The sequence below is a fragment of the Chitinophaga sp. sic0106 genome (genome assembly GCF_019219075.1).
GTDB lineage: Bacteria > Bacteroidota > Bacteroidia > Chitinophagales > Chitinophagaceae > Chitinophaga.
The window spans coordinates 176,817-198,262 of the sequence record NZ_JAHUWJ010000006.1 but is presented as its reverse complement, the minus strand read 5'-3'; the positions used below and the strand labels follow the sequence as shown (position 1 = coordinate 198,262).

The 21,446-nt window shown below is 47.8% G+C and carries 18 protein-coding genes; 4 read left to right on the top strand and 14 right to left on the bottom strand.

Annotated features, from left to right (window positions below):
- Positions 1-9 precede the first annotated feature (9 nt).
- Positions 10-843 carry a 4,5-DOPA dioxygenase extradiol gene (gene ygiD, locus KW844_RS11305; RefSeq protein ID WP_255578353.1) on the bottom strand — a complete coding sequence of 278 codons (834 nt, stop codon included), beginning with the start codon at positions 841-843 and terminating at the stop codon, positions 10-12.
- 207 nt (positions 844-1,050) lie between these two features.
- The gene (locus KW844_RS11300) at positions 1,051-1,965 is read right to left on the bottom strand and encodes a ClpXP adapter SpxH family protein (protein WP_218376835.1); all 915 of its coding nucleotides are present in this window, start codon (positions 1,963-1,965) and stop codon (positions 1,051-1,053) included.
- 147 nt (positions 1,966-2,112) lie between these two features.
- Here KW844_RS11300 and KW844_RS11295 point away from each other — a divergent pair, with 147 nt between their 5' ends.
- The gene (locus KW844_RS11295; protein ID WP_073085653.1) at positions 2,113-2,418 is read left to right on the top strand and encodes a helix-turn-helix domain-containing protein; all 306 of its coding nucleotides are present in this window, start codon (positions 2,113-2,115) and stop codon (positions 2,416-2,418) included.
- Between the two features lie 78 nt (positions 2,419-2,496).
- Here the strand turns inward: KW844_RS11295 and KW844_RS11290 are convergent, their stop codons facing one another.
- The 11 genes from KW844_RS11290 to KW844_RS11240 form a co-directional block, all read right to left on the bottom strand.
- A complete protein-coding gene (locus KW844_RS11290; protein ID WP_218376834.1) occupies positions 2,497-3,513 on the bottom strand; it encodes a zinc-binding alcohol dehydrogenase family protein in 1,017 nt (338 codons plus the stop codon).
- A gap of 377 nt (positions 3,514-3,890) precedes the next feature.
- The gene (locus tag KW844_RS11285; RefSeq protein ID WP_218376833.1) at positions 3,891-4,940 is read right to left on the bottom strand and encodes a pectinesterase family protein; all 1,050 of its coding nucleotides are present in this window, start codon (positions 4,938-4,940) and stop codon (positions 3,891-3,893) included.
- Between the two features lie 53 nt (positions 4,941-4,993).
- Positions 4,994-6,016 (bottom strand): polysaccharide lyase family 1 protein, encoded by a 1,023-nt coding sequence (locus KW844_RS11280; protein ID WP_218376832.1) that lies wholly within the window; start codon positions 6,014-6,016, stop codon positions 4,994-4,996.
- A gap of 364 nt (positions 6,017-6,380) precedes the next feature.
- A complete protein-coding gene (locus KW844_RS11275; protein WP_218376831.1) occupies positions 6,381-7,283 on the bottom strand; it encodes a DUF4249 domain-containing protein in 903 nt (300 codons plus the stop codon).
- A gap of 3 nt (positions 7,284-7,286) precedes the next feature.
- The gene (locus KW844_RS11270; protein WP_218376830.1) at positions 7,287-9,674 is read right to left on the bottom strand and encodes a TonB-dependent receptor plug domain-containing protein; all 2,388 of its coding nucleotides are present in this window, start codon (positions 9,672-9,674) and stop codon (positions 7,287-7,289) included.
- A 426-nt stretch (positions 9,675-10,100) separates the two neighbouring features.
- Positions 10,101-11,303 (bottom strand): TlpA disulfide reductase family protein, encoded by a 1,203-nt coding sequence (locus KW844_RS11265; protein ID WP_218376829.1) that lies wholly within the window; start codon positions 11,301-11,303, stop codon positions 10,101-10,103.
- Complete coding sequence (locus KW844_RS11260) at positions 11,300-12,397, bottom strand: TlpA disulfide reductase family protein (protein ID WP_218376828.1); 1,098 nt, start codon at positions 12,395-12,397, stop codon at positions 11,300-11,302. The genes KW844_RS11265 and KW844_RS11260 overlap by 4 nt, the downstream gene beginning before the upstream one ends.
- A 25-nt stretch (positions 12,398-12,422) precedes the next feature.
- Positions 12,423-13,829, bottom strand: a complete 1,407-nt coding sequence (locus KW844_RS11255) for a RagB/SusD family nutrient uptake outer membrane protein (RefSeq protein ID WP_218376827.1) — start codon at positions 13,827-13,829, stop codon at positions 12,423-12,425.
- Between the two features lie 17 nt (positions 13,830-13,846).
- A complete protein-coding gene (locus KW844_RS11250; RefSeq protein WP_255578351.1) occupies positions 13,847-17,404 on the bottom strand; it encodes a TonB-dependent receptor in 3,558 nt (1,185 codons plus the stop codon).
- A gap of 208 nt (positions 17,405-17,612) precedes the next feature.
- Positions 17,613-18,749: a FecR family protein gene (locus KW844_RS11245; protein ID WP_218376826.1), complete on the bottom strand. Its 1,137-nt coding sequence runs from the start codon at positions 18,747-18,749 to the stop codon at positions 17,613-17,615.
- An 81-nt stretch (positions 18,750-18,830) separates the two neighbouring features.
- Positions 18,831-19,391 carry an RNA polymerase sigma factor gene (locus KW844_RS11240; protein ID WP_218376825.1) on the bottom strand — a complete coding sequence of 187 codons (561 nt, stop codon included), beginning with the start codon at positions 19,389-19,391 and terminating at the stop codon, positions 18,831-18,833.
- Between the two features lie 253 nt (positions 19,392-19,644).
- Here KW844_RS11240 and KW844_RS11235 point away from each other — a divergent pair, with 253 nt between their 5' ends.
- Positions 19,645-19,920 carry a UBP-type zinc finger domain-containing protein gene (locus KW844_RS11235; protein WP_218376824.1) on the top strand — a complete coding sequence of 92 codons (276 nt, stop codon included), beginning with the start codon at positions 19,645-19,647 and terminating at the stop codon, positions 19,918-19,920.
- On the opposite strand, the gene KW844_RS11230 is transcribed toward KW844_RS11235, so the two are convergent.
- On the bottom strand, positions 19,921-20,259 hold the full coding sequence (locus KW844_RS11230; protein ID WP_218376823.1) for a cupin domain-containing protein: 339 nt from the start codon (positions 20,257-20,259) through the stop codon (positions 19,921-19,923).
- 229 nt (positions 20,260-20,488) lie between these two features.
- Between KW844_RS11230 and KW844_RS11225 the strand changes: the two genes are divergently transcribed.
- Positions 20,489-20,962: a hypothetical protein gene (locus KW844_RS11225; protein WP_218376822.1), complete on the top strand. Its 474-nt coding sequence runs from the start codon at positions 20,489-20,491 to the stop codon at positions 20,960-20,962.
- Positions 20,963-20,995: 33 nt separating this feature from the next.
- Positions 20,996-21,445, top strand: a complete 450-nt coding sequence (locus KW844_RS11220) for a helix-turn-helix domain-containing protein (protein ID WP_218376821.1) — start codon at positions 20,996-20,998, stop codon at positions 21,443-21,445.
- Position 21,446 lies beyond the last annotated feature (1 nt).

Here is a 21,446-nt window from a genome sequence, read left to right as displayed (position 1 = left end):
ACCCAGCCATTATCCAAATTTCACGGAGGTCATCGTCAGCGATCCAGCTACCGCTTTATCGTTAAAAAACGACACCGCATCTTTTTCTGACTTCAGGCCCAATGAATACATCAGCGGAAAATAGTGATCCGGCGTAGGTACTGCCAGCAGGGCTTCCTTCCCAAGCTGACTATAATTGATCAGCGCTTTATGATCTCCGCTAAGAATAAGTTCCTTGAATTTTTCATTGATGCTCAGTGCCCAGTCAAACCCATAATTCTCGTCGCTGAGCCGGTCCCAGGCCACCATACGGAGGTTATGCACCATATTACCACTACCGATGATCAGCACGCCTTTTTTGCGGAGTGCATATAATTCACGTGCCAGCTCATAGTGGTACTGTGCATCTTTGGTGAAGTCGATACTGAGTTGCAGCACCGGTATATCCGCTTTCGGATACATATGCCGGATGACCGTCCACGCACCATGATCCAGGCCCCAGTCGTGATCCAGCTCCGCGTGCACGGTTTGCAGCAGACCAGCCATTTCCCTCGCCAGTTCGGGCGATCCGGGTGCAGGATATTGTACATCAAACAGTTCCTGCGGAAAGCCGCCGAAATCGTGGATGGTACGCGGGAAATCCATGGCGGTAATTTTCGTACCACGGGTATACCAGTGAGCAGACACTACCAGCACTGCGCTGGGGCGTGGTATCTCCTCTCCCATTTTGGCCCACCTCCGGCTGAACTCCGTATCCTCGATACCGTTCATGGGCGAGCCATGGCCAATAAAGAGCACGGGCATCAGCTGGTCTGTTGCCTGCAGGTTATCTGTAAAATTTCTGAATGCTGAAAAAGTAGTCATACCTATAACTCCTGTAAATATTGTTCTGATAAAGTTTTTCCGTTCCATGATTATCGCCCGTCAGCTGTTATTGCTTAGAAAGGTTTCCGCCGCATGCCCATTTGTACTGGTCTGTAAGGGTCGCTGGTTGGCGTGCATGTTGCTAATATAAAAAATAAAAAGGACCCGCAGCATTGCTACAGGTCCCATCAGTATAAACAATGGATTTTATTTTAACTTTTGCCAGAGATCACCGTTACGTGTATGGAACTGCATTAGTCTGCCAGCTTGTTTCAACTGCTCCAGCGCTGCTTCTGCCTGCGCTATACTGGTTTCGCTCAGTTCTGCAAATTCGCGGGTGGTCAGTGTAGGAAACACGCCAAACAAGGCTTCCCAGGATTTATCGTAGCTCACTTTTGCTGCTTCCGGAAAAAGCTTGCCGATGGCTTTTGTATACACCTCATAGGGCTTTACGCCGTATACAAATTCAATCTGCCCGGATTTATCGGAAATAAAAATCGAAGGAAAGCCTCTCACGCCCATGCTTCGCGCCAGCTCGAGGTCTTTTTGGAACAGGGCTTCCGCTGTTTGTTCATAGTCTGCTTTCAGTCGGGCGGGATCAAGTCCTGCTGCCACTGCGGCATCAGAGAGATGTTCCCATCGGGTAATATTTTTCTTTTGCAGAAATAGCAGTTCCCTAGAGGTCCGCAGGAAAACGATTGCTTTCTGTTCATCCTGCAGTTGTGCTGCCTTGAAAGCAATAGAAGGCGGATAGGAAGAAGGCAATGGATCTTCCAGCCATACATCCCCTATAATGGGCATATTGTAATGCCTGCTCACCTCATCCCAGTGGTGTGCCACGTCCGATGGTTTGCTGATGCCGCCGCTGTTATAGCTCCAGTCGGGCAGCAAACCACCCATATGGTAATTAAACTTTATATAATTACCATATTCCAGCTTCAGCTTTCGGAGCTCTGGTTCAATCCCCCAGCAGGAAGAGCAGATAGGATCTGTGAAATACGTGATTGTCAGTGGTTTTGCTTCGGAACTTTGAATGTCTCCTCTTTGGGCGGGCTGCGTACCGGGCATTTCACATACTCCGGTCGTGGGATCACATATCAGCGGATTTTTATTACCTTCCATCTTAATTTGAGTTTGTGCTTCACATTAAAGATCGGCTGTGAGCGTAGTGCTGACAGCATAGAATAGATGGCTTAAAGCTGAAATATCTATTTGTGATCTGCACAAATGTCAGCAGTTCCATACATAAACACAATAAGTCAGATTTTTATGACTACTACCACAAATACTGAAAAGGAGTGTCCGGCCCAGGCCCTGTTGAAATTGCTGGCCGGCAAATGGAAGCCGGAACTCTTCAAGCTGGCAGTGGCTGGCCCTATGCGCTTTAACAGTCTGCTGCGCCAGATAAACGGCGCTAATAAGCAGTCCCTCTCCGTGGCATTAAAAGAGCTGGAAACGGCCGGATTACTGGATAAGATTACGGTTTCAGAAAAGCCGCTGCATATTGAGTACCACTTAAGTGAGAAAGGAAAGGCGCTGGTGCCTATCTTTCAGCAGCTGGAAGGCATGGCCTGATACAGGGCAGGCATAAAATTATTACCCGGTGGCTGGGAGGATCAGCCGCCGGGTTTGTTTTTTTTATTAATAAAGACTTTAGTAACGGATCACCAGCTTCCCAATAGATGTTCCAGATTCCAGCAATCGGTGTGCTTCTTTTAGGTTTTCAACGGTTAAGCCCTGCAGTGTGGTGTTTAAGGTAGACACCAGGGTACCCTCGTTCAGCAGGTCAGCCACCTTATTAAGAATGTGGTGCTGGGCAATCATATCCGGTGTTTTATACATCGGGCGGGTAAACATCAGCTCCCAATGAAAGCTCCCGCTTTTGCGCTTGAGTGGGCGCAGGTCTACCGGCTCTTTCGGATCACTGATGGAGCCGATCTGCCCCTGTGGTTTCAGTAGTTTTATGATGGTATCCCAGTATTGACTGAGATCTACAAAATCGAGTATAAAATCTATTTCCGTATAGCCGTTTGCGTTAAGCTCCTGCTCCAGCTGACGATGATTTACAACCAGGTCGGCTCCCAACTGTTGGCACCAGGCAATGGTATCCGGACGGGAAGCCGTGGCAATTACCTTAAGATTCAGCAGTTTTTTTGCCAGCTGGATGGCCACTGAGCCCACTCCACCGGCGCCACCTATAATCAGCACGGATTTACCAGCGTCTTTTTCTTTGGAGAGTCGCAGCCGGTCGAATAGGATTTCGTAGGCAGTAAGTGCAGTTAAAGGCATGGCTGCAGCCTGTTCCAGCGTGATCTTATTTGGAGCAAAGCCCACGATGCGCTCATCTACCAGCTGGTATTCCTGGTTAGCGCCACCGTCGCGGGTGAAATCCCCGGCGTAATACACGTAGTCTCCTTTTTTGAATAAGGTAACTTTTTCTCCCACTGCTTCCACTATCCCAGCGGCATCCCAGCCAATGACTTTGGGTACATCCACCGTTTTATCTTTCAGGCTGTTCTGGCGGATTTTATAATCCACCGGATTTACGGAGGCGGCCTGTACTTTCACGAGTATATCGTGGCCGGCAGGCGTAGGTGTAGGCGTTTCGAATAAAATAAAACTCTCTGCTTCGTTTATGGGTAATGATGTTTTAAATCCAATTGCTTTCATGACACAATTTTTAATGTACCTAAAGGTAATGGTGAAAAGATGGCCGGCACTTGTACAATCAGGTGAATAACTTGAACAATTGCGTATATGGATACAACTGTTCCCGTTAAATAGTTTAACGGAGGCTGATTGCCGGGAATCTTTACTAAAATGAAATTGCACGAAAGCGATTATAAAATTTATCCCCGTTGCTTTAGTGAGTTGTATACTGCCAGCCAGCTGCTAAAAAGATCTCGGGAACTACTTTTGTGTGCAAGGGAGGAACCATGTGTAGCATTTGCCAGAGGTCCATCAGTTATGCCGTTTTTCGAAAGATAATTTTCCCTGTCCCTATAAACCACAGCCGGCAAGGGTTTTCTCTTGCCGGCTTTTATATTTTAATTCACAGTTGCCCCCGTCGCACTAATCACCGTTCCGGGATTCCAGTTATCCGTAGTCACCGGATTGGTATAAGTCGTTTTCAGCACATTCAGCACCGTGTAATTGGCAGCTTCCGCTGTTGTGATACGATCTATCCATGCCGGCCTGTTATTAATATTAGAGCCATCTCCGTTATTGCGGTATTCCCCGTAACGCGCGGTAGCCTCATTTGCGGCATTTCCCCAGTTATTCCAGCCGGCGGCGTTGATAACGGAGGTCATGGCGGTATTGAGGTAGGCTACGGCAGCGTATGGGCGCCAGGGGCGCCCTAAATCGGTTTTAGCACCGGAGGCACCGCTGATATTACATTTCAGGAAAACGAAGCCATAGGGCACATAGCTTTCTGTGCTGGCGGCGGTAATGGCGGAGCCGCCATAGCTGTACAGCTTACAACTTTCAAAAACTGCGGTGGAGGGTCCGAAAATAAAATCGGTAGTGCCTTCCAGGTAGCAGTTTTTCAGGTATTGGCGGCAGTTACCGCCATAATAAGTGTCCTGCCTGCCAAGAAAGCGGCAGTTATTGAATACCGCTTTATCACCTGCGATGTATATAGCGAGTGCCTGCCCTACAGGTCCGGAAGAATTTTCAAAAGTAATATTTACCGCATAAAATCCTTCTGCCCGGATGAAGGTGCTGGATGAGCCGCTGGTGCCATACGCCGCGCCCGTAGCGGGATTTATTTTACTGGCGTAGTTATCATAGGTGAGCTTCACGCCATTCACACTTTCTCCTACAATAGTTACATTTTTTTTGGAAGATGCCAGGGTCAGCACTTCTTTATAGGTACCGTTTTTAATATAGATCACCGTACGGTTACTGCTATTATTAGGCACTGCATCAAAAGCCTGTTGTACAGTGCTGTAGTTGCCGGAGCCATCTTTGGCTACGGTGATATTAATGGGCACCAGCAGCTCCGTTTGTGCTTTTACGGCAGGTGCGGTGGTCACGGTTTTACCGCAGGACAGCAGCGTTGCCATACAAAGGAAAGCGAATACATAGTTACGCATAAAGTAATTTTTTAGTGGATTGTGAACAAGCCCCGACATCCATGATTTGGTTCTTAGAATGCAGGCGTAGCCTGTGGACCGGCGCCGCCGGATACTACAGATGGCACACTGGCTACCGCAGTGAGGGTATAGCTGTAGGTGGGTTGACTCACTACAGATGTGCCGCCAACGGTAATGCTGCCCGTACACTGGTCATAGATATTGCCGATGGTTCTGATCTTACCACCATCCTGCTCGTAGCAGGGATTTTTCACTTTATAGTAGTAGTTGTTTTCACACCACCACTTGGAACCTGCGCGGGCATTGCTGCAGTAAAAATTACCTTCTGAAGTAAAGTAGTTGTTAAAGATATGTGCATTGCCCAGCGTACCGGAAGGCATGCGCTGATCGCACTTAGGCCCCCACCAATTATGATGCAGGGTCACGTGCAGCTTACCTTCCACTTCCGCACCGGCGCTACCCAGGATCATGGTATAACGGTGATCAACCTGGTTTACGTAGTAAAATTTTGTCCAGGACACGGTGACATAATCCGCACCGTAGTTAATATCACACAGGCCATCCGAACAATCAAAGATGGCACAATGGTTCACCCACACATGATGGGCGCCGCGAATGGTGATGCCATCACCGGCAGGATTGGTGATGTTCAGGTTACTGACGATTACGTTATTGGCGCCGTTGGCAATGTAGATGTTACCTACAACTTTTGCCGAGGCATTAACCCCCTGGATGGTTTTATTGGAAGCCACTTCCACTCTGCTGCTGAGTGTGATCGTACCAGACACCCTGATCACATATGGCTGCGAAGCCGTAGCGTAGGTGTTCAGGTCCGTGGCGTTGTTAACGGTTACAGTAGGACCTGCGGTACCGCCAGTGGTGGTACCGTTTTCATTGCAGTAGCCTACCTGCCCCGGCAGTACGGCTTCCACAGCAGGCTTAGGCGTGGAGGGCACATCGGTGACGCTGCCCTTGGAACAGGACGATAAGGAAATGGCTGCGCTGCAACAAAGGCCGAGGATAACAATAACAGCACCTTTGCTGTGAAAGCGTTTTTTGAGGAATCTAAGTTTCATAACATGTTTTTGTAAATGATGAAAATGGGTATATGGATGTCGGGAATCTTACAAATAATTAATTGTCATAATTACATAGATACAAATGCCGTCTTTACTACAAAAACACACAAAGCACAATAATTAATAGTCATTATGACATTTATAATAATGTACACAGAAACACCTGCCTTACCAGTTCAGAAAATTCATAAATCATTGGAAAATACTACATACAGATACCCGGGTTGAGGTATAATCTTATTCGCTGCACTTTTACGTCGTTAGTCTTCGCTGCTAACCGACTATACAATATAATAAAAAATGAGAAAGTTTCAGTTTTTTTTCGCGGCAGCCAGGCAGGCTGCCGCCGGAAATCCCCTCACTACCGCATCAGGTGCGCCGCCGTGCTAATGGAAAAACCGCTGAAACTGCCCACCACATTATCTCCCTGGATATTACTTTTTAAACTCACCGGCGTAGTAAAAGGCCCGCCGTTTATACGCGCTTTATTAAAACTATTCCAAAAATCATATACAGGCCGCTCCACGCTCACCAGGAAATACTGCATGGTATCTCCTACAGGCAACCGGGAAGAATGTGTAATATGTACTGCCTGCCCATTGATCAGATCATCCGTACTCGGAATATAACGATCATTATACATAGCCCCCCAGCCAAATGTACTTTTAGCCTCCAGGTTCTTCCAATAGTACAACTGCGCATTCCCCAAGGTATCCGGATCTTTGTAATGCACCATCAGTCGCGCCCGCACCGTACCGGAATCATCTTTAAACGAGGCAGTATTGGTCAAACTATCAATCCGCACCGGCTGCGGCAGGCTAGTAATAGCAGTATACTTTTTACCTGCTGCCTCTATTTCCAACAGGTACGATTTACCAGGCACTCCCATCAGCGCATGCGCGGAATCGGTTACAATACGCGGATCAAAATATACACCCGGTACTCTTACCGATCCTAACTCCGGAATTTTCACTTCCTGCATTCTTACTTTGCTGGACTGATCCCAGGTATAACCACTACCGGCAGCATAAGTCCCGGCAGTAATGGTTACACTCGCCCCTTCTATCGGGGTGTTGGCAAAGTCGGCCGCATCGTAGCGGAGCGACTTCCCTAATATCACGTAATTATACGAACGTAAACTGTTATTAATATAACCCTCCACCACCACTAACGGCGGGCCTGCATCCACACTGATATCGATATCCTTTTCACAGGCAGCCAGTGCAAGTATGATTCCCATCAATCCAATTATTCTCTTTCTCATACATCAGAAATTAAAGTTCCAGGTAACGGATGGCAAAATCGGGAACAGGGTTACCTGTTTCCCTTGAATAGTTTCTTTCTCTTCATTTACATCCAGGTAAATGAAATATGGATTCATACGATTGTAGACGTTATAAACGCCAAAAATCCAATTACTCTTAAATCGCTTTTTACTGTCCGGATTAGGCGTAAAACTGAACGACAAATCCAACCGGTGATAGGCCGGCATACGATAGTCGTTTACCTTTCCATATTGATCAATATTGGTAAATACGGGTTCATCCGTCTTGGTATTATATCCCAGGTTATATACGAACCTGCCGCCGGGCATAGTCAGCGCATTCCCGGTGCCGTATACAAATACGCCGGAAAAGAGCCACTTCTTCGATAACTGGTAATTGGCAGTCACACTGAGGTCGTGCGTACGATCGTAACGATAAGGATACGGCATGCCATTGTTGAGCGCCGGAAAAGTTCTTTCCGTTTTACTTAAAGTATAACCAATCCAACCGGTGAGCGCACCTGTTTTCTTCTGTAATAATAACTCAATACCATAGGCTCTTCCGGTGCCAAAAACCATTTCTCCTTCCAGGTTTTGATTGAGCAGCAGCTGTGCGCCCGGCTTAAATTCCACCTGGTTTTGTAGGCGTTTGTAATAGGTTTCCACACTGAACTCATAGCCTTTGTCAGGAAACTCCTGGTAAAAGCCAGCTGCTACCTGATCGGCAATGCCTGGCTTTATCAGTTTGCTCACCGGCACCCATAAATCGCTTGGGAAGGTAGCCGCACTGGTAGTAGCCAGTTGCAGGTACTGCACCGTACGGGTATACGATAATTTCAGGCTGGCATCTTTGGCCAGCAAATAACGCATGCCCAGCCGGGGCTCCGGATAGTAGTAGCGGGCAATAACAACCCCTTTATTATACTTTTCCTTCTGACCTGTAGGTACACCATCTTCTCCATACAAAACCCTTTCTGTAGGCCCTACCTGGTCAAAATAACTTACGCGCAAGCCACCCGTGATATGAAACTGCCTGGTAACATCGAGTCCTGCACTGAGGTAACCTGCCGCCTCTCTCCCATATTGTTTGGTAATTTTAGACGCAAACTCCTGCTGCCCGGCATTGGTTTCGCCCGCCCCTGGCTTGAATTCATGCCGGATCAACTGCCAGCCAGCCTTCACAAACAATTTATCATTTACATGATACAGCCAGTCATTTTTCACCTGATAGTCGTTCAACCCGGAAGAAAATATGATCCCATCCGTATCATAGGTAACGTTACTCCCCAGGTTAAAATAGCTGTACACCAGCGATAATTCCTGGTGCAGTTTCTTACTGATCTGCTGTTTCCAGGTCAGGCCGGCTATGGCATTGCCCCAATCCGCTTTGAAGTTGCGTTTGCGGCCGCTGGATTCCGCTTCGCGGTAATAGGCGAACTTGTCCTTCCCGTTGTAAACCGTGAATGACAAGCTGTTTGCGGCATTGATATCATAGGTCAGCTTAGCATTGATATCATAAAAATGATATCCGCTGTTATGAAATGAATCTGGTGCAATCAACTTTGCCAACTGATCAATATAAGTTCTTCTTGCGCTGATTAAGAAAGATGATTTACCTTTTACCAGCGGGCCCTCGGCCGTTAACCGGGAAGATATTAATCCTATTCCGCCACTTACTTTCAGGGAATCTTTATTGCCATCGCGGGAAGTGACAGCAATCACACTGCTTAGCCTGCCGCCATATTCAGCAGGCATTCCACCTTTGATCACTTCGATATTGCTGACTGCATCCCCGTTAAAAATGCTGAATGCCCCCAGCAGGTGATTGGGGTTGTATACCGTAATACCATCGAGCAAAACGAGATTCTGGTCAGGCCCGCCGCCACGTACATAAATGCCCGCGCCGGCATCTCCCCCATTCTTTATCCCTGGTAAAAGTGTAATCGTTTTCAATGGGTCTACTTCCCCAAAAAGTACCGGCATCCGCTTCAGCTGATCGATACCAATAATATGTGTACTCATCTGCCCCAGCGTTACCTGCCGCTCTCCATACACGGTGATGGTTTTCAACTGCGTTTGTGCGGGTTTTAACTCCAGGGGTACACTGGTATCTCCCTGTATCGTCATTATTTTTTCGGCAGGTTCATATCCCACGGCCGTAATCACTACCTGGTGCTTACCAGGCGCCACGGCCACGTTCGCATTACCGGACATATCCGTCACCGTTATGGCGCTGTCCACTTTTATCCCCGCATTGGCAACAGGTTGTTGTTGCGCATCAGAGATAAAAAGCTTTAACGACCTCACCTGTCCGTACCCCTTCAGGGTAGCGAACAATAAAATAATAAAGTGCCAGAATCCGATCAGAAAGGGTTTCCGCCTGTTTGCCATTTGCTCAAAACTTGTACTTGTTTACAGATAGTATACATTCATTGAACACACATCCCCGCCTGCCTCACAAAACATGAACCGGTGGAAAGAGTTTCCTCATTAATAAAAGTTATTGGGAACTTAACACGCTACAACGATACAATGGAATCTTCCCAACTTTTACAAACAGAACCATATAAAACGGCCTGCAGCAAGGCTGACAAATGAAGGTGATAGAAATCAGGACGATGTTCGACAGATACAAGACTGCTGCTACAAATGAATGGAGGTTGCACATTTCATGCGCATTGGTTTTTCAAATAAAGACATTCTTTGCAGAGTCAGACGTTTGGGTTTTACACAAGAATTACGCCAGAATGCATTCATGCAAAAAAGAAGGTGCCTCCAGTATCCTGGAAGCACCTCTCAAAACGGCCCGCTAACAGATTAAATATTCCCAAAAATGGACGCCAGTTTTTTATCCATTGCTTCATCATTTTCCCCACCACCACCATAACGGCCAATGATCATCCCATTAGGGTCAATTAGGATTTTAGTAGGGAGAGAATGAATGCCATAGTAATCACTGATGTCATCGGGATTGGGCTGGTTAGCCATACGCTTTTCCATGTCAAGGCCACGCAGCACATGCTTCCAGATACCAATACCATCTGCATTCACCGCCTTTTTCCAGGCGGCATCATTACGGTCATCGTCAGATATACCGATAATTTCAAAGCCTTTTTCTTTATACTTTGCATATAATGATTTCAGATGTGGATTCCCTTTTCTGCAAGGTACACACCAGCTGGCCCAGAAATCAACGAGTACGTATTTTCCTTTGAAGTCGGCCAGACTCAACGGTTCCCCGTTGATATCCTTTTTGGCAAATACATGCGCTACACTGCCCGGAGATCCCATCTTCAACCCGTCCAGCTCTTTGCGTATATCCCTGCCATCCGCGCTTGCCTGGATGTTCGCCGGCATAGCTGCATACAGCGCTTCGCCCTCCTCCAATGGAATACTGCTTACCCTCCAGCGAAGTAGCTGCGCACTTACATAGGAGGCAGGATGTTTTTTCACATAATCGATATCGATCTTTTCCAGCTGCTCATAAAATGGGTCCATCTTATCTTTCACGACCGTCATCTTAGATTTAAATGCTTCCAATTCTACCTCACCGGCCTTGGCCTTATGCATCGCGATGTATTGACTGTTGAGTTTATTGTACTCATCAGAAACAGGCTTCAATCCTCCCATTACAGGCGCCTTTTGTGCCTCCAGCTGCTCCTGCTCCTTTTGTGTAGCTGAACCGGTTACCTTCAGCTTACTGAAGGCAGTCTTGTTACCGGAAACAGTCATAGTACCCGGTTCCATAAAAAATCCAAGTGCCGCTTCCTGCTGCATCATGGCCGCCTGCTTGTCTGCATACATACGTGCCATTGTTGGCTCCGCCAGCTGCCCCTTGAAAGTAAAGCTGCCGTTTTTTGCCAGCGCACTGTCGGTCTGGTATTTACCGTCTAAGGCGTAACTCAAATATACATATGCATTATTGAGGCCCTGGATCTTCCCGTTCAGGGTGTAAGGCTTTTGTGCCATGGCTGCGCCGGCAAATAGTGTAGCCGTTACCGTTATCAATTGAAATTTCATATAGCTGGTTTTTGATTGTTAAGGAGAGATGCAAGGGTATTGTGCAGCTTAGTGCCGCGTAATTCTTTGGCCACTATTTTGCCATCAGGATCTATCAGCAGGGAAAATGGAATCCCCTGGATACCGTATTGCTGGGCCACTTCATTGCGCCAGCCTTTCAGGTCCGACAACTGAATCCATGGCATACCGTCCTGCTTGATGGCGGCTTTCCATTTTTCCTCGTTGTCATCCAGCGATACGCCTACTACGGTAAAGTTTTTGTCCTTGAAAGCGTTGTAGGCTTTCAGCACGTTCGGGTTTTCTGCGCGACAAGGACCGCACCAGCTGGCCCAAAAATCGACCAGCACGTATTTACCTTTCAGATCAGAGAGGGTTACTGGTTTACCATTGGTATCATTCTGCGTGAAATCCATCATTTGTGCACCAATGGCGCTGCGCTTAAGTATGGCCAGGCGCTTAGCTAAGCGCGTACCGGTGCTGCCCTGTTGCACAGCCGGGTCCAGCGTTTTATACAAACTATCCAATGGCGCATACTCTCCCATCACTGCCATATCCGCCAGCATATTTACGCTGATGGCACTGGCGGGGTGTGAGCGGATATAGGCAACAGTACGATCGTGACGCTGGCTGCGTAATGTCTCCAGTTTATTTTCGATTGCGGCGGTACCACTGTCCGTTTTATGCGCTTCTTCCCAACTGCCGTAAAGGGCATGTTCCTGATCCGTAACATCTTTAATAGAGGCTGTGAATGCCTTGTACTCATCCTGCGCCGGGGAACCGGTAATCACCAGGTTTTCGATGGAATCAATGTTCCCTTTAATCTCCACTGCGTCATTACCCATGTACAGGTCTATATAACGGGTGGAGGTACCTATGTAGATCTTCTGAGCTTCACCAACGTCACCACTCCAGGTAAAGCGACCATTGGTGACCACCGCCGAATCAGTACGGGCGGAGTCGGCCACCGGCACCATAATATGCACAATGGAGTCTGTAATTCCTTTGATATCAGCCGTGATACTGGCATGTTTGGGCGCAACGGGCTTGCATGCCGCCGCGGCCAGCAGGGCACATACGATGAGTTGTTTTTTCATTCGTGTCAGGTTTTATGATAGTTGTTTATTTCTGGTATCCTTTATTTTGATCTCCGAAACTTGGGTTTTGTTGAAATTCGGCGCGTGGCACCGGAAAGATGTATTGCAGTTTATCTGTGATCTCCGGGCGTAGTTGCTGCACCGTGGCAAAGGGAAGGCGCAGCAATGCCTGCCACTCCTGTCCGTCTTCGCCGGTAAGGCTTCTGGCGATTTCATAATACACCTGCAACAACTGCTCATTGGTGGTAGCGGCGTTGTCGATCGCTGAAAAGTCAGTAACACCGGCATGCTTCATCACCTCCTTCACGAGATTTTTTGCAGTAGCTACGCTGCCACCGCTGCGGAGCAGCGCCTCTGCACCCAACAGGTACACCTCCGTAAGCCGGAAGGCATAGGCTGTTTCTGAAATAGCCGTGGCCTTGGTGTTTGCTGCTATATACTTCAGGAAATAGTAAGTGCCCGGCACATAACTGTTGGCAGGGCCTATCAGCCAGCTTTGGCGCGGATCGTTGTTCAGCAAGTCCTTTAGTGCTTGTTTGGCCACATACAAAGAAGAAGCACCGGGGTAATACTGTGAGCTCAGGTTGTAATAGTAGCTGGCCTGGTTTTGCTGTGGCTGCACGCCTAAGAGCACTTCCGTGCTGGCCATCCCTTTGAGGTAAAATATATCCTTTACGTTCGTTTCCAGTTTATACGGACTATTGCTGATGATATCCTGTGCGAGTGTGGCGGCGGCCGCATAATCGCCGTAGCTCAGGAGAATGCGCAGCTTCAGCGCCTTCGCTACCCACTGATTTACGTAGTAGTTAGGCCTGGACGCAGCAGCGTTTTCAATTGCGTAGTTAACATCTCCCAATATTAAATCATAACTCTCCTGCACGGTATTGCGCTTTTTGGGAATATTACCCAACGTTACAAACTCCGTGCGCAGCAAGGCACCATAGGCGCTGCTTTTATCATACCACTCCCCATATAAGCTCAGGAGGCGGAAATGCCCGTACGCACGCATGAAGCGCGATTCCGCCAGTATTTCCTTTTTGCGGTTTTCGGTAAATGCGTTGTCGGGCAAGGCGGTTACCCCTTCAATGACCCCATTGGCAGCATTCACCAGTGTATAAGACGAGGACCATGGACCAGTGGTAAAGCCTGAATTGGTATAGGCATTTTCTTCCATCGGATCGGCGCCATAACCACTACCCATATAGCCTGCACAGGCGGCAGGGATGAATTCATTATCCCGCCACCTGGTGGTATTCGTACCTGCGTCTACGTTAGCAAAACGGTAATACACTCCGTTGAGTGCAATTTCAGATGTACGCTGATCAAGAATAGTATTGCCCTCTACCCTGGCGTTTTCCGGCAGCTTACCCAGCTCTTTGTTGCAGGCAGCGGTGGTAAGCAGTAGTATGTATAAAAAGACTGTTTTTTTCATGTGCTGACGAGTTTAAATTAGAAACCAAAACGCAGACCAACTGTGTACTGCCGTACTGTAGGATAAGTACCCACATCACTGCTGCCGTTGATGAGACTATATGGATTATTACTCACCTCCGGATCCGGCCCCGGATATTTGGTGATACAAAACAGATTGGTGCCGGAAACATAAGCGGAGGCATGACTCAGGTGCATACGTTTAGCAACAGATACCGGCAGTGAATAGGTTAGCGTTACTGATTTCAATTTCAGGTAAGAGGCATCATATACATTATTACTGGCTGTGTAGTAGTAGCCGTTTTCACCCTGAATCACGCGGGGGCGGTCGCTGCCAGGATTCTCCGGCGTCCAGCGGTCCAGAATGCGCACCCCTTTGTTGGTACGACCACCAACATACGAGTTCTGCACATCCGCCAGGTATAATATCTCCCCACCATAAGAGAAAGTAAGCAGGGTAATCAAACTGAAATTTTTATAGCTGAAGGTGTTGGTAAAGCCGCCAAAAAATTTTGGCTGCGCGTGCCCGATCACATCTTCCTTATAGTAGCCCGTGCTATCCAGCTCATACATCGGATCACCAATGTTGAGGAAGCGTGCAAAATAGGGTGCGAGTACAAAGTCGCGTTTATAGTCCTCCAGTTCTTTTTGCGTGCGAATGATGCCTGCAAACTCTTTACCATAGATCAGTCCCAGCGGTTCATTTTTGCGAACGATGCTGTTTCCTAGGTAATATTGTGCCGTTTCCGGATCACCGTTAGGATCGGTAAAGTCGGTGCTGATATCCTTTACCAGCGAGCGGTTACCGGAAATATTGATGGCACTGGTCCACTGAAAGTTTTTGTGGCGGATGATATCACCGCGGAGGTCCAGCTCCAGCCCTCTGTTTCGGATCGTAGCCAGGTTGGTGATCACGGTGGCGTAGGAAGAGCTGGGCGGCAGGCTGGTACTGAGTAACAGCCCCGTCGTCAGTTTTTCGTAGTAGCCAAACACACCTTTGAGGCGGTTATGGAATAAGCCGAAATCGAGCCCAAGATCTTTTTGCAGGGTGGACTCCCAGCGGATTTTTTCATTGCCTAACTGCGTAGGTACGAGCGCGTTACTACCGGCGTACGACTGCGGCGTATACAGGGTATAAAACATGTAATCGCCAAAATTCTGCGTACCTGTATAACCTGCGCTGGCTCGCAGTTTCAGCTCACTAACCCAGCTGGCACGTTTCATAAAGTTTTCATCCGAAATACGCCAGGCCACACCGCCGGAAGGGAAATAACCTACACGGTTATTTTCCGGAAACTTGGAGCTGGCATCCGAGCGCCCTGTAAAGGTGAAGAGGTATTTATCGAATAATGCGTAGTTGGCACGCACGTAAAAGCTCAGTAAGGAATTTTGTCCGGACAGGCCGGTAGCAGGCAGGGTAACTGCTGCGGAGGAAAGGTTATTCAAATACTTGTCATCCGGGAAACCCTGGCCACTGGCGGAGAAGGAATTGAACCGGTATTTTTGCCAGGAGGTACCACCCACCACGGTAAGGCGGTGATGGTCGTTGAATTGTTTTTCCCAGGTGAGGGTATTTTCGTAAAAGAGGTTTACATCATCCGACTGGCTCTGCGACGCCGTACCACCGTTGGAACTGCCAACGCCGTTGGGAGATGCTATTACTGCCGTGCTGGGCACGTAGTTAAGCTGATGATAGTTATTATAGTTTACAGAGAGAATGCTTCTGAATTTCAATGCCGGCAGAATTTCATATTCAGCAGAAAGAGAGCCGAGTAACACCGCTGTTTTAGCTTCGTTGATACCATCCAGTAATACCAGCGGGTTTTGGTATCCCTGGTAATTGGAAGCACCGATATTGGAACCAAGGAACTGGTAGACCGAACCATCCTGATTATAGGCCGGCAATGTTGGCGGGGCGTAGAGTGCCTGCGCATACATACCGTTAGTAATATTATTTTTAGTGAAGCCGAAGTCGAGGTTGGTGAGCACTCTGAATTTGCGGGTGATATCATTATCGAGGCTGATTTTTCCGGCGATGCGATTGAAGGAGGTTCCTTTCACGGTACCATCCTGTTTCGTATAGGCGAGAGAGGTATAGTAGCGGGAGTTGCTGCCACCGCCTCTTACAGCTATATCAGCACTGTGCATGATGCCTGTTTGCAGCACTTCATCCAGCCAGTCGGTATTGGCAGTACCTAAAAAAGCGGGATCATTGAGAATACTGAGGGCGGCTGCATCCGGGGCCAAGCCAGCGGCAGCGCGTTCCGTATTGAGGTTTTTCGCGGCTTCCTTCATGATCATGCGGTACTGATCAGCGTCCAGTAATTTCTCTTTTACCGGTTTACTCAAGCCGGTGTAATAATTTACATCCAGCACAGGCTTTTGATCCAGCTTACCTTTTTTGGTGGTGATGATGATCACCCCGTTGGCTGCTTTGGAGCCGTAGATAGCAGTGGCGGAGGCATCTTTGAGGATGTCGATGGATTCGATGTCGCTGATGTTGAGGCCTGCCAGGCTGTTGAGGCCACGTGCAAATGAACCGCCTACGGAGGAGTTGGGATCATCGCTGCCGAAGCGTTCTACCGGGTTCACTACTTCTGCCTGATTTTGGATATACCGGTTTTGGATGGTCACCTGCACGCCATCGATGATATATAGCGGATCGTTACCACCGATGAGGGAGGTACCGCCGCGGATGCGGATTTTTGCTACACCGCCTGGTGAGCCATCGGCCTGTGTAACCTGTACCCCTGCGGCCTTTCCGGCCAGTGCCTGATCGAGGCTGGCGAAAGGGACATCTTTCACTTCGTTTACATCTACGGAAGCTACGGAGCCGGTAAGGTCTTTACGTTTTGTGCTGCCGTAGCCTACTACTACGTATTGATCCAGTTCTCCCGCTTTTGGTTTGAGTACTATCTGGATATTGCTGTTGCCGGTAACGTTAAAGGTTTGTGTTTCGTAGCCGATGCAGGAAACAATGAGCACGGCGCCGGTGCCGGCTTCCTTTACCGTGAATTTCCCTTCTTTATCCGTGATGGCTGCTTTGCGGCTGCCTTTCACCTGGATGGAAATACCGGGCAGTGGTTGTCCTTTGTCGTCCGTCACTTTTCCCGTCACATCCGGCAACGGGGCAACCGGAGCGGGTACGGGGGCGGGTTCCGGCGGTTTGCTTTGCATCTCCCTGGAAATAACAATGGTATTACCCTGCATGGCAAAATGCAGCGGTTTGGGGAGCACCTGCTGTAAAGCGCTTTTAAGCGGCACACCTGAAAGCTGTACTGATACAGGCGCTATGCCCTGCAGGTCCTGCGTGCGGTAAAAAAATACGTAACCGGTTTGTTCTTTGATCAGGGTGAGCACCTGTGGCACCGGCAAGTTTTTACAGGAAATGGTTACCTGCTGCGACACGCCCGTGGCACTGAGGTGCATGGCAAAAACCGTTAGCAGGATGGTTGTGAGTTTCATGATTCTTTGGATTTTGGTTGCCTGCGCACGAACCTGGTGGCTGGTTTGGCAACGGGCAATCAGCGATGGCTGGGTGCGCAAAGGCCCGTTGCAATGAGCGATTAATTGCATACATTTGTATGGTTTGGTTGACGATTCTCCTTTTCCCGGTTCGCCGGGAAAGGACTTTGCTAAAAAGGGTTAACCGAACTAAACCTGGTGTGGACGGCAAATCTTAACGCCAGGTTTTTTTTATGGATAAATGACATGCCCATTCCGGCTGATAGGGTATCAGTCAGTCCGATAGCTGGTAGCGTTCTGTAAGCTTAAATGAATCTTTTTACTCCGGTGTTACGGTAATGCTTTTACCTCCATTTGTTATACTCATATGAATGCGCGTTGTTCTCATCAGTTCTGCCACCTGTGGCAGTGTGAGTGTTCTTGACATTTCCCCGGTAAAGGAACCATCCGGTATCCCTCCGCTATAAATGATATCTACATTGTACCATCTGGCCAGCTCCCGCATTACGGCTGGCACATCGGCATCTTTAAAGGAAAAGAATCCATTTTTCCATGCGATGGCCGCGGATACGTCGGCTTGTTTAACCAGTTGCAGGTCGGTTGCTGTTACAAGTGCCTGCTGGCCGGGCAACAAGTGTTGGGCCTGGGTTTTTCCTCTGACCAGTACCGCACCCTGCACGAGGGTGGTGCTGGTAAATTTCTCCTCTTCATAAGCGTTCACGTTAAATCGCGTTCCTAGTACCAATATATCTGTATTATTTGCGGTTACGGTAAATGTATGTTCGGCAGATGCGGCTACTTCAAAGTAGGCTTCTCCGGTAATGCTCACTTTTCTTTCCTTGCCGGTAAAGGCGGTAGGGTAAGTGATGGAGGATGCGGCGTTGAGCCATACGCTTGTACCATCCGGGAGGACTAGCCTGAACTGTCCGCCACGCGGGGTTTTGAGTGTATTGTACCTTACGGCCGTTTCCTTATTATTTTGTTGCTGGTACGACAAAGTACTGGCGGATTTTGACACCACTGTATTCCCCTGTTGCGAAACCACGCCGTGCTGGCTGCTGTCCAGCTGCACTTCTGTACCATCATCCAGAACAAGCACCGCATTGGTACCGGTTTGTACTTTTGCGATTGCTGGCGTTGCAGTCCGGCTATTCTTCCAGAGCAGCCACGCTCCTGCCATGGCGCCGATAATAACGGCAGCGGCAGCAACTTTAGTAATAGTCCGGCGCATGGTATGAATTCGTGTAGTCGTTCCCGTGCCGGTGACAGCATGTAGTCGCTGCAGCATGCGGGCTTCCAGGGAAGCCTCATCTTCATGCGGCGCGACAGTCAGGATGGCGGTGAGTTCTTCTTCGCTATAGGCGTTATACCATTGCAGCAAAGCGTTCTTCTCTCCATCACTGGCTGTACCGTTCAGGTACTTCCTGGACAGGATCACTAATTCATTTGTTTCCATACGTGCGGATAACTTTTACAGGTGATTAATAATATAGTACGGGAAAAAGGGGCTACCCCTACCTCAGGGATAAAAAAAATTTCAGGGAAGAACAGAAAACAGGTGCAGGTAGTGTTTCAATTGCAGGCGGAGGCGCTGCAGGGCTTTGGTGATATGCTTTTCAACGGCTTTCTCGGATATTTGCAGTTGCCGGGAAATTTCTTTGTTGGACAGTCCCTTATTGCGACTGTAATCGAATACGAGGCGGCACTTTTCAGGCAGCAGTTGCAACTGCTCCTGCATGGACTGCTGGAGGAATCGTACGGACGCCGCATCATCTCCCTGCTGCAGCAGATTTTCAGGAATTTCAGCTGCATCAATGGTTTGCCGCGACTTTGCCAGCTGCCGGATGGCGGCGTATCGGGTGGCTACGGCCAGATAGGGTGCAAGGTTGTCGATGATGGTGTGATGGCGGCGCTGCCATAACCCTGAAAATACGTCCTGTACTACATCTTCGGCCATTGCGCGGGAAGATAGGCGGTGCAGTGCGAGGGTAAACATGCGTTTCCAGTAACGGTAATAGATTTCCGTAAAGGCGGCGTGTTCATCCTGTTTTAGCAACAACACCAGTTCACTATCGCTGTATTGATTATAGTCGGACATCAGGCACAATCTGAGTTTATCAGTCAATCAAGTGAAAGCATACACGCTGGTTGGCACGTGACAGCTGTTAGTGGAACTAATATACAAACTTTATAAATGCTGTTTTGTTTTTTTGTTGGGTATGGGGAGATACCATGGCTGCGCCGCGGGATCTCCTCATTATATCACCTCGATGTAATCGGCAAGAATAGTCATCCAACAAAACACGGGGGTTATACGTTGAAACAATATTATCTCCTTAAAAAAAATTACCATGGCACAAGATGAAATTTGCCAGCACATCCGGGACATTAAAGAACTGAAAACCGCGGATAAATATGAATGTGCGGAATGCGTAAAGATCGGCAGCGACTGGGTACACCTCAGAACCTGCCAAACCTGCGGTGTAACCCTGTGCTGTGATCAGTCGCCCAACAAGCATATGACTGCTCACTTTCATGCGACCGATCATCCGGTGGTGATTTCTTCGGAACCCGGGGAACAATGGCTGTATTGCTACAAAGACGATACTTTTGCAGAATATGGCTGATCACACCTGGTGCACCCTGCTGTCCTGATCCTGTAAGTTCAGGCTGAGCCGCACCATACTTTCCTCCAGTGCTATCAGGTCGTGTGGCACATTGCTGTCGAGCACAATCATCATTCCTTTTTTGAGCACATACCGCTCTCCTTCCACGCCAAAATCGATGGCGCCCTCCATCACCTGCACCACAATCGGATGTGGCGCTTTGTGCGCATGCATGACCTGCCCGTCCCGAAACAGCAGGCGTATTTCTTTTGCCAGCGGGCTTTTGATCATGGTTTTCACTGCCGGCTTTTCTCCATCTTCATAATGCAGGTTGTCGTAGAAAGATGCTAACTCAATCATGAAAAGTGGTTTTGAATTGGTTAACACGTGTGTTTTGAAAAGGGTTCATGCTTTCCGTTTCATTTCCACAATACTCGTCAGGTCAGTGGCCAGGCGGGTCACATACTATTTACCCTCCTTTCAAAAAAATAAAAAAATCACTGCTACATGAAAAAGGAATCAATAAAAATCATTAATTTCACTTTTAATAGAACTTTTATCTTTAACTTTATTAAATGTTACTTTAAAAGTGAAAGCAAGACTTGTTTACTTAACCCAAATTTCAGGCGAGATGGCTTCTTTTTACACGATTGCCACAAATGAGAAGGAAGGGACTTTTTTTGAACATTTTTTAAAGGAACATATTAGCGAATTTGAATGCGAACTGTTGGATATTATTGCGAGACTTAAAAGTATGGGTACTAAACATGGTGCGGCCTATAGTTTTTTTAAAGTCGATGAAGGGCTGGAGATAGATGACCGCGTTTGTGCCATTTACGACAAACCTAATGTAAACCTTAGGCTATACTGCATAAGGCTTAGTAAACAAATAGTAATTCTAGGGAATGGAGGATATAAAGCAAAAAATACAAGGGCATGGCAAGACAATATACGTTTGAGCCGTGAGGTACACGAAATGATGCGATACTCCGCTATCATCAGAGAAAAAATAAAAACGAACAAGCTCTTTATAAGCACAAACAAGCTTACACTAGAAGTGTAACCTTACTCTAATATCTAATTAATTTCATTTTCTATGAAAAAATTTGAAGACATCGGAAAAAAACACCACAGTGAATTACTGGAGGACCTGGTTGGCAAGATTACTCCTGCTGAACAGGAAAAAGTAGATTACAAAATGGGAATCGCCGCAAAGATTGGCTTCGCAATGAAAAAAAAAGGATGGAAACAGATCGACCTGATGAAGGCGCTGGATATAAACAGCCCATCAATTATATCCAAATATTTAAGCGGCACTCATAATTTCACGGTCGACACCCTGATAGAAATTGGACAGGCACTTGATATTGATCTCCTGAATATTTCTCTGGAAGAAAAATTACGTGGAAAAAAAGCAAGTAAACTAACATTTACTTATGATATCGTTGTAAACCTGAACTCAGCTTCATTAAAAGAAGAATTAACACAACCCTTGCAAACAGTAGTAGACGAGCATCACTCTTATAAATCCACTTCCTATAAATAAT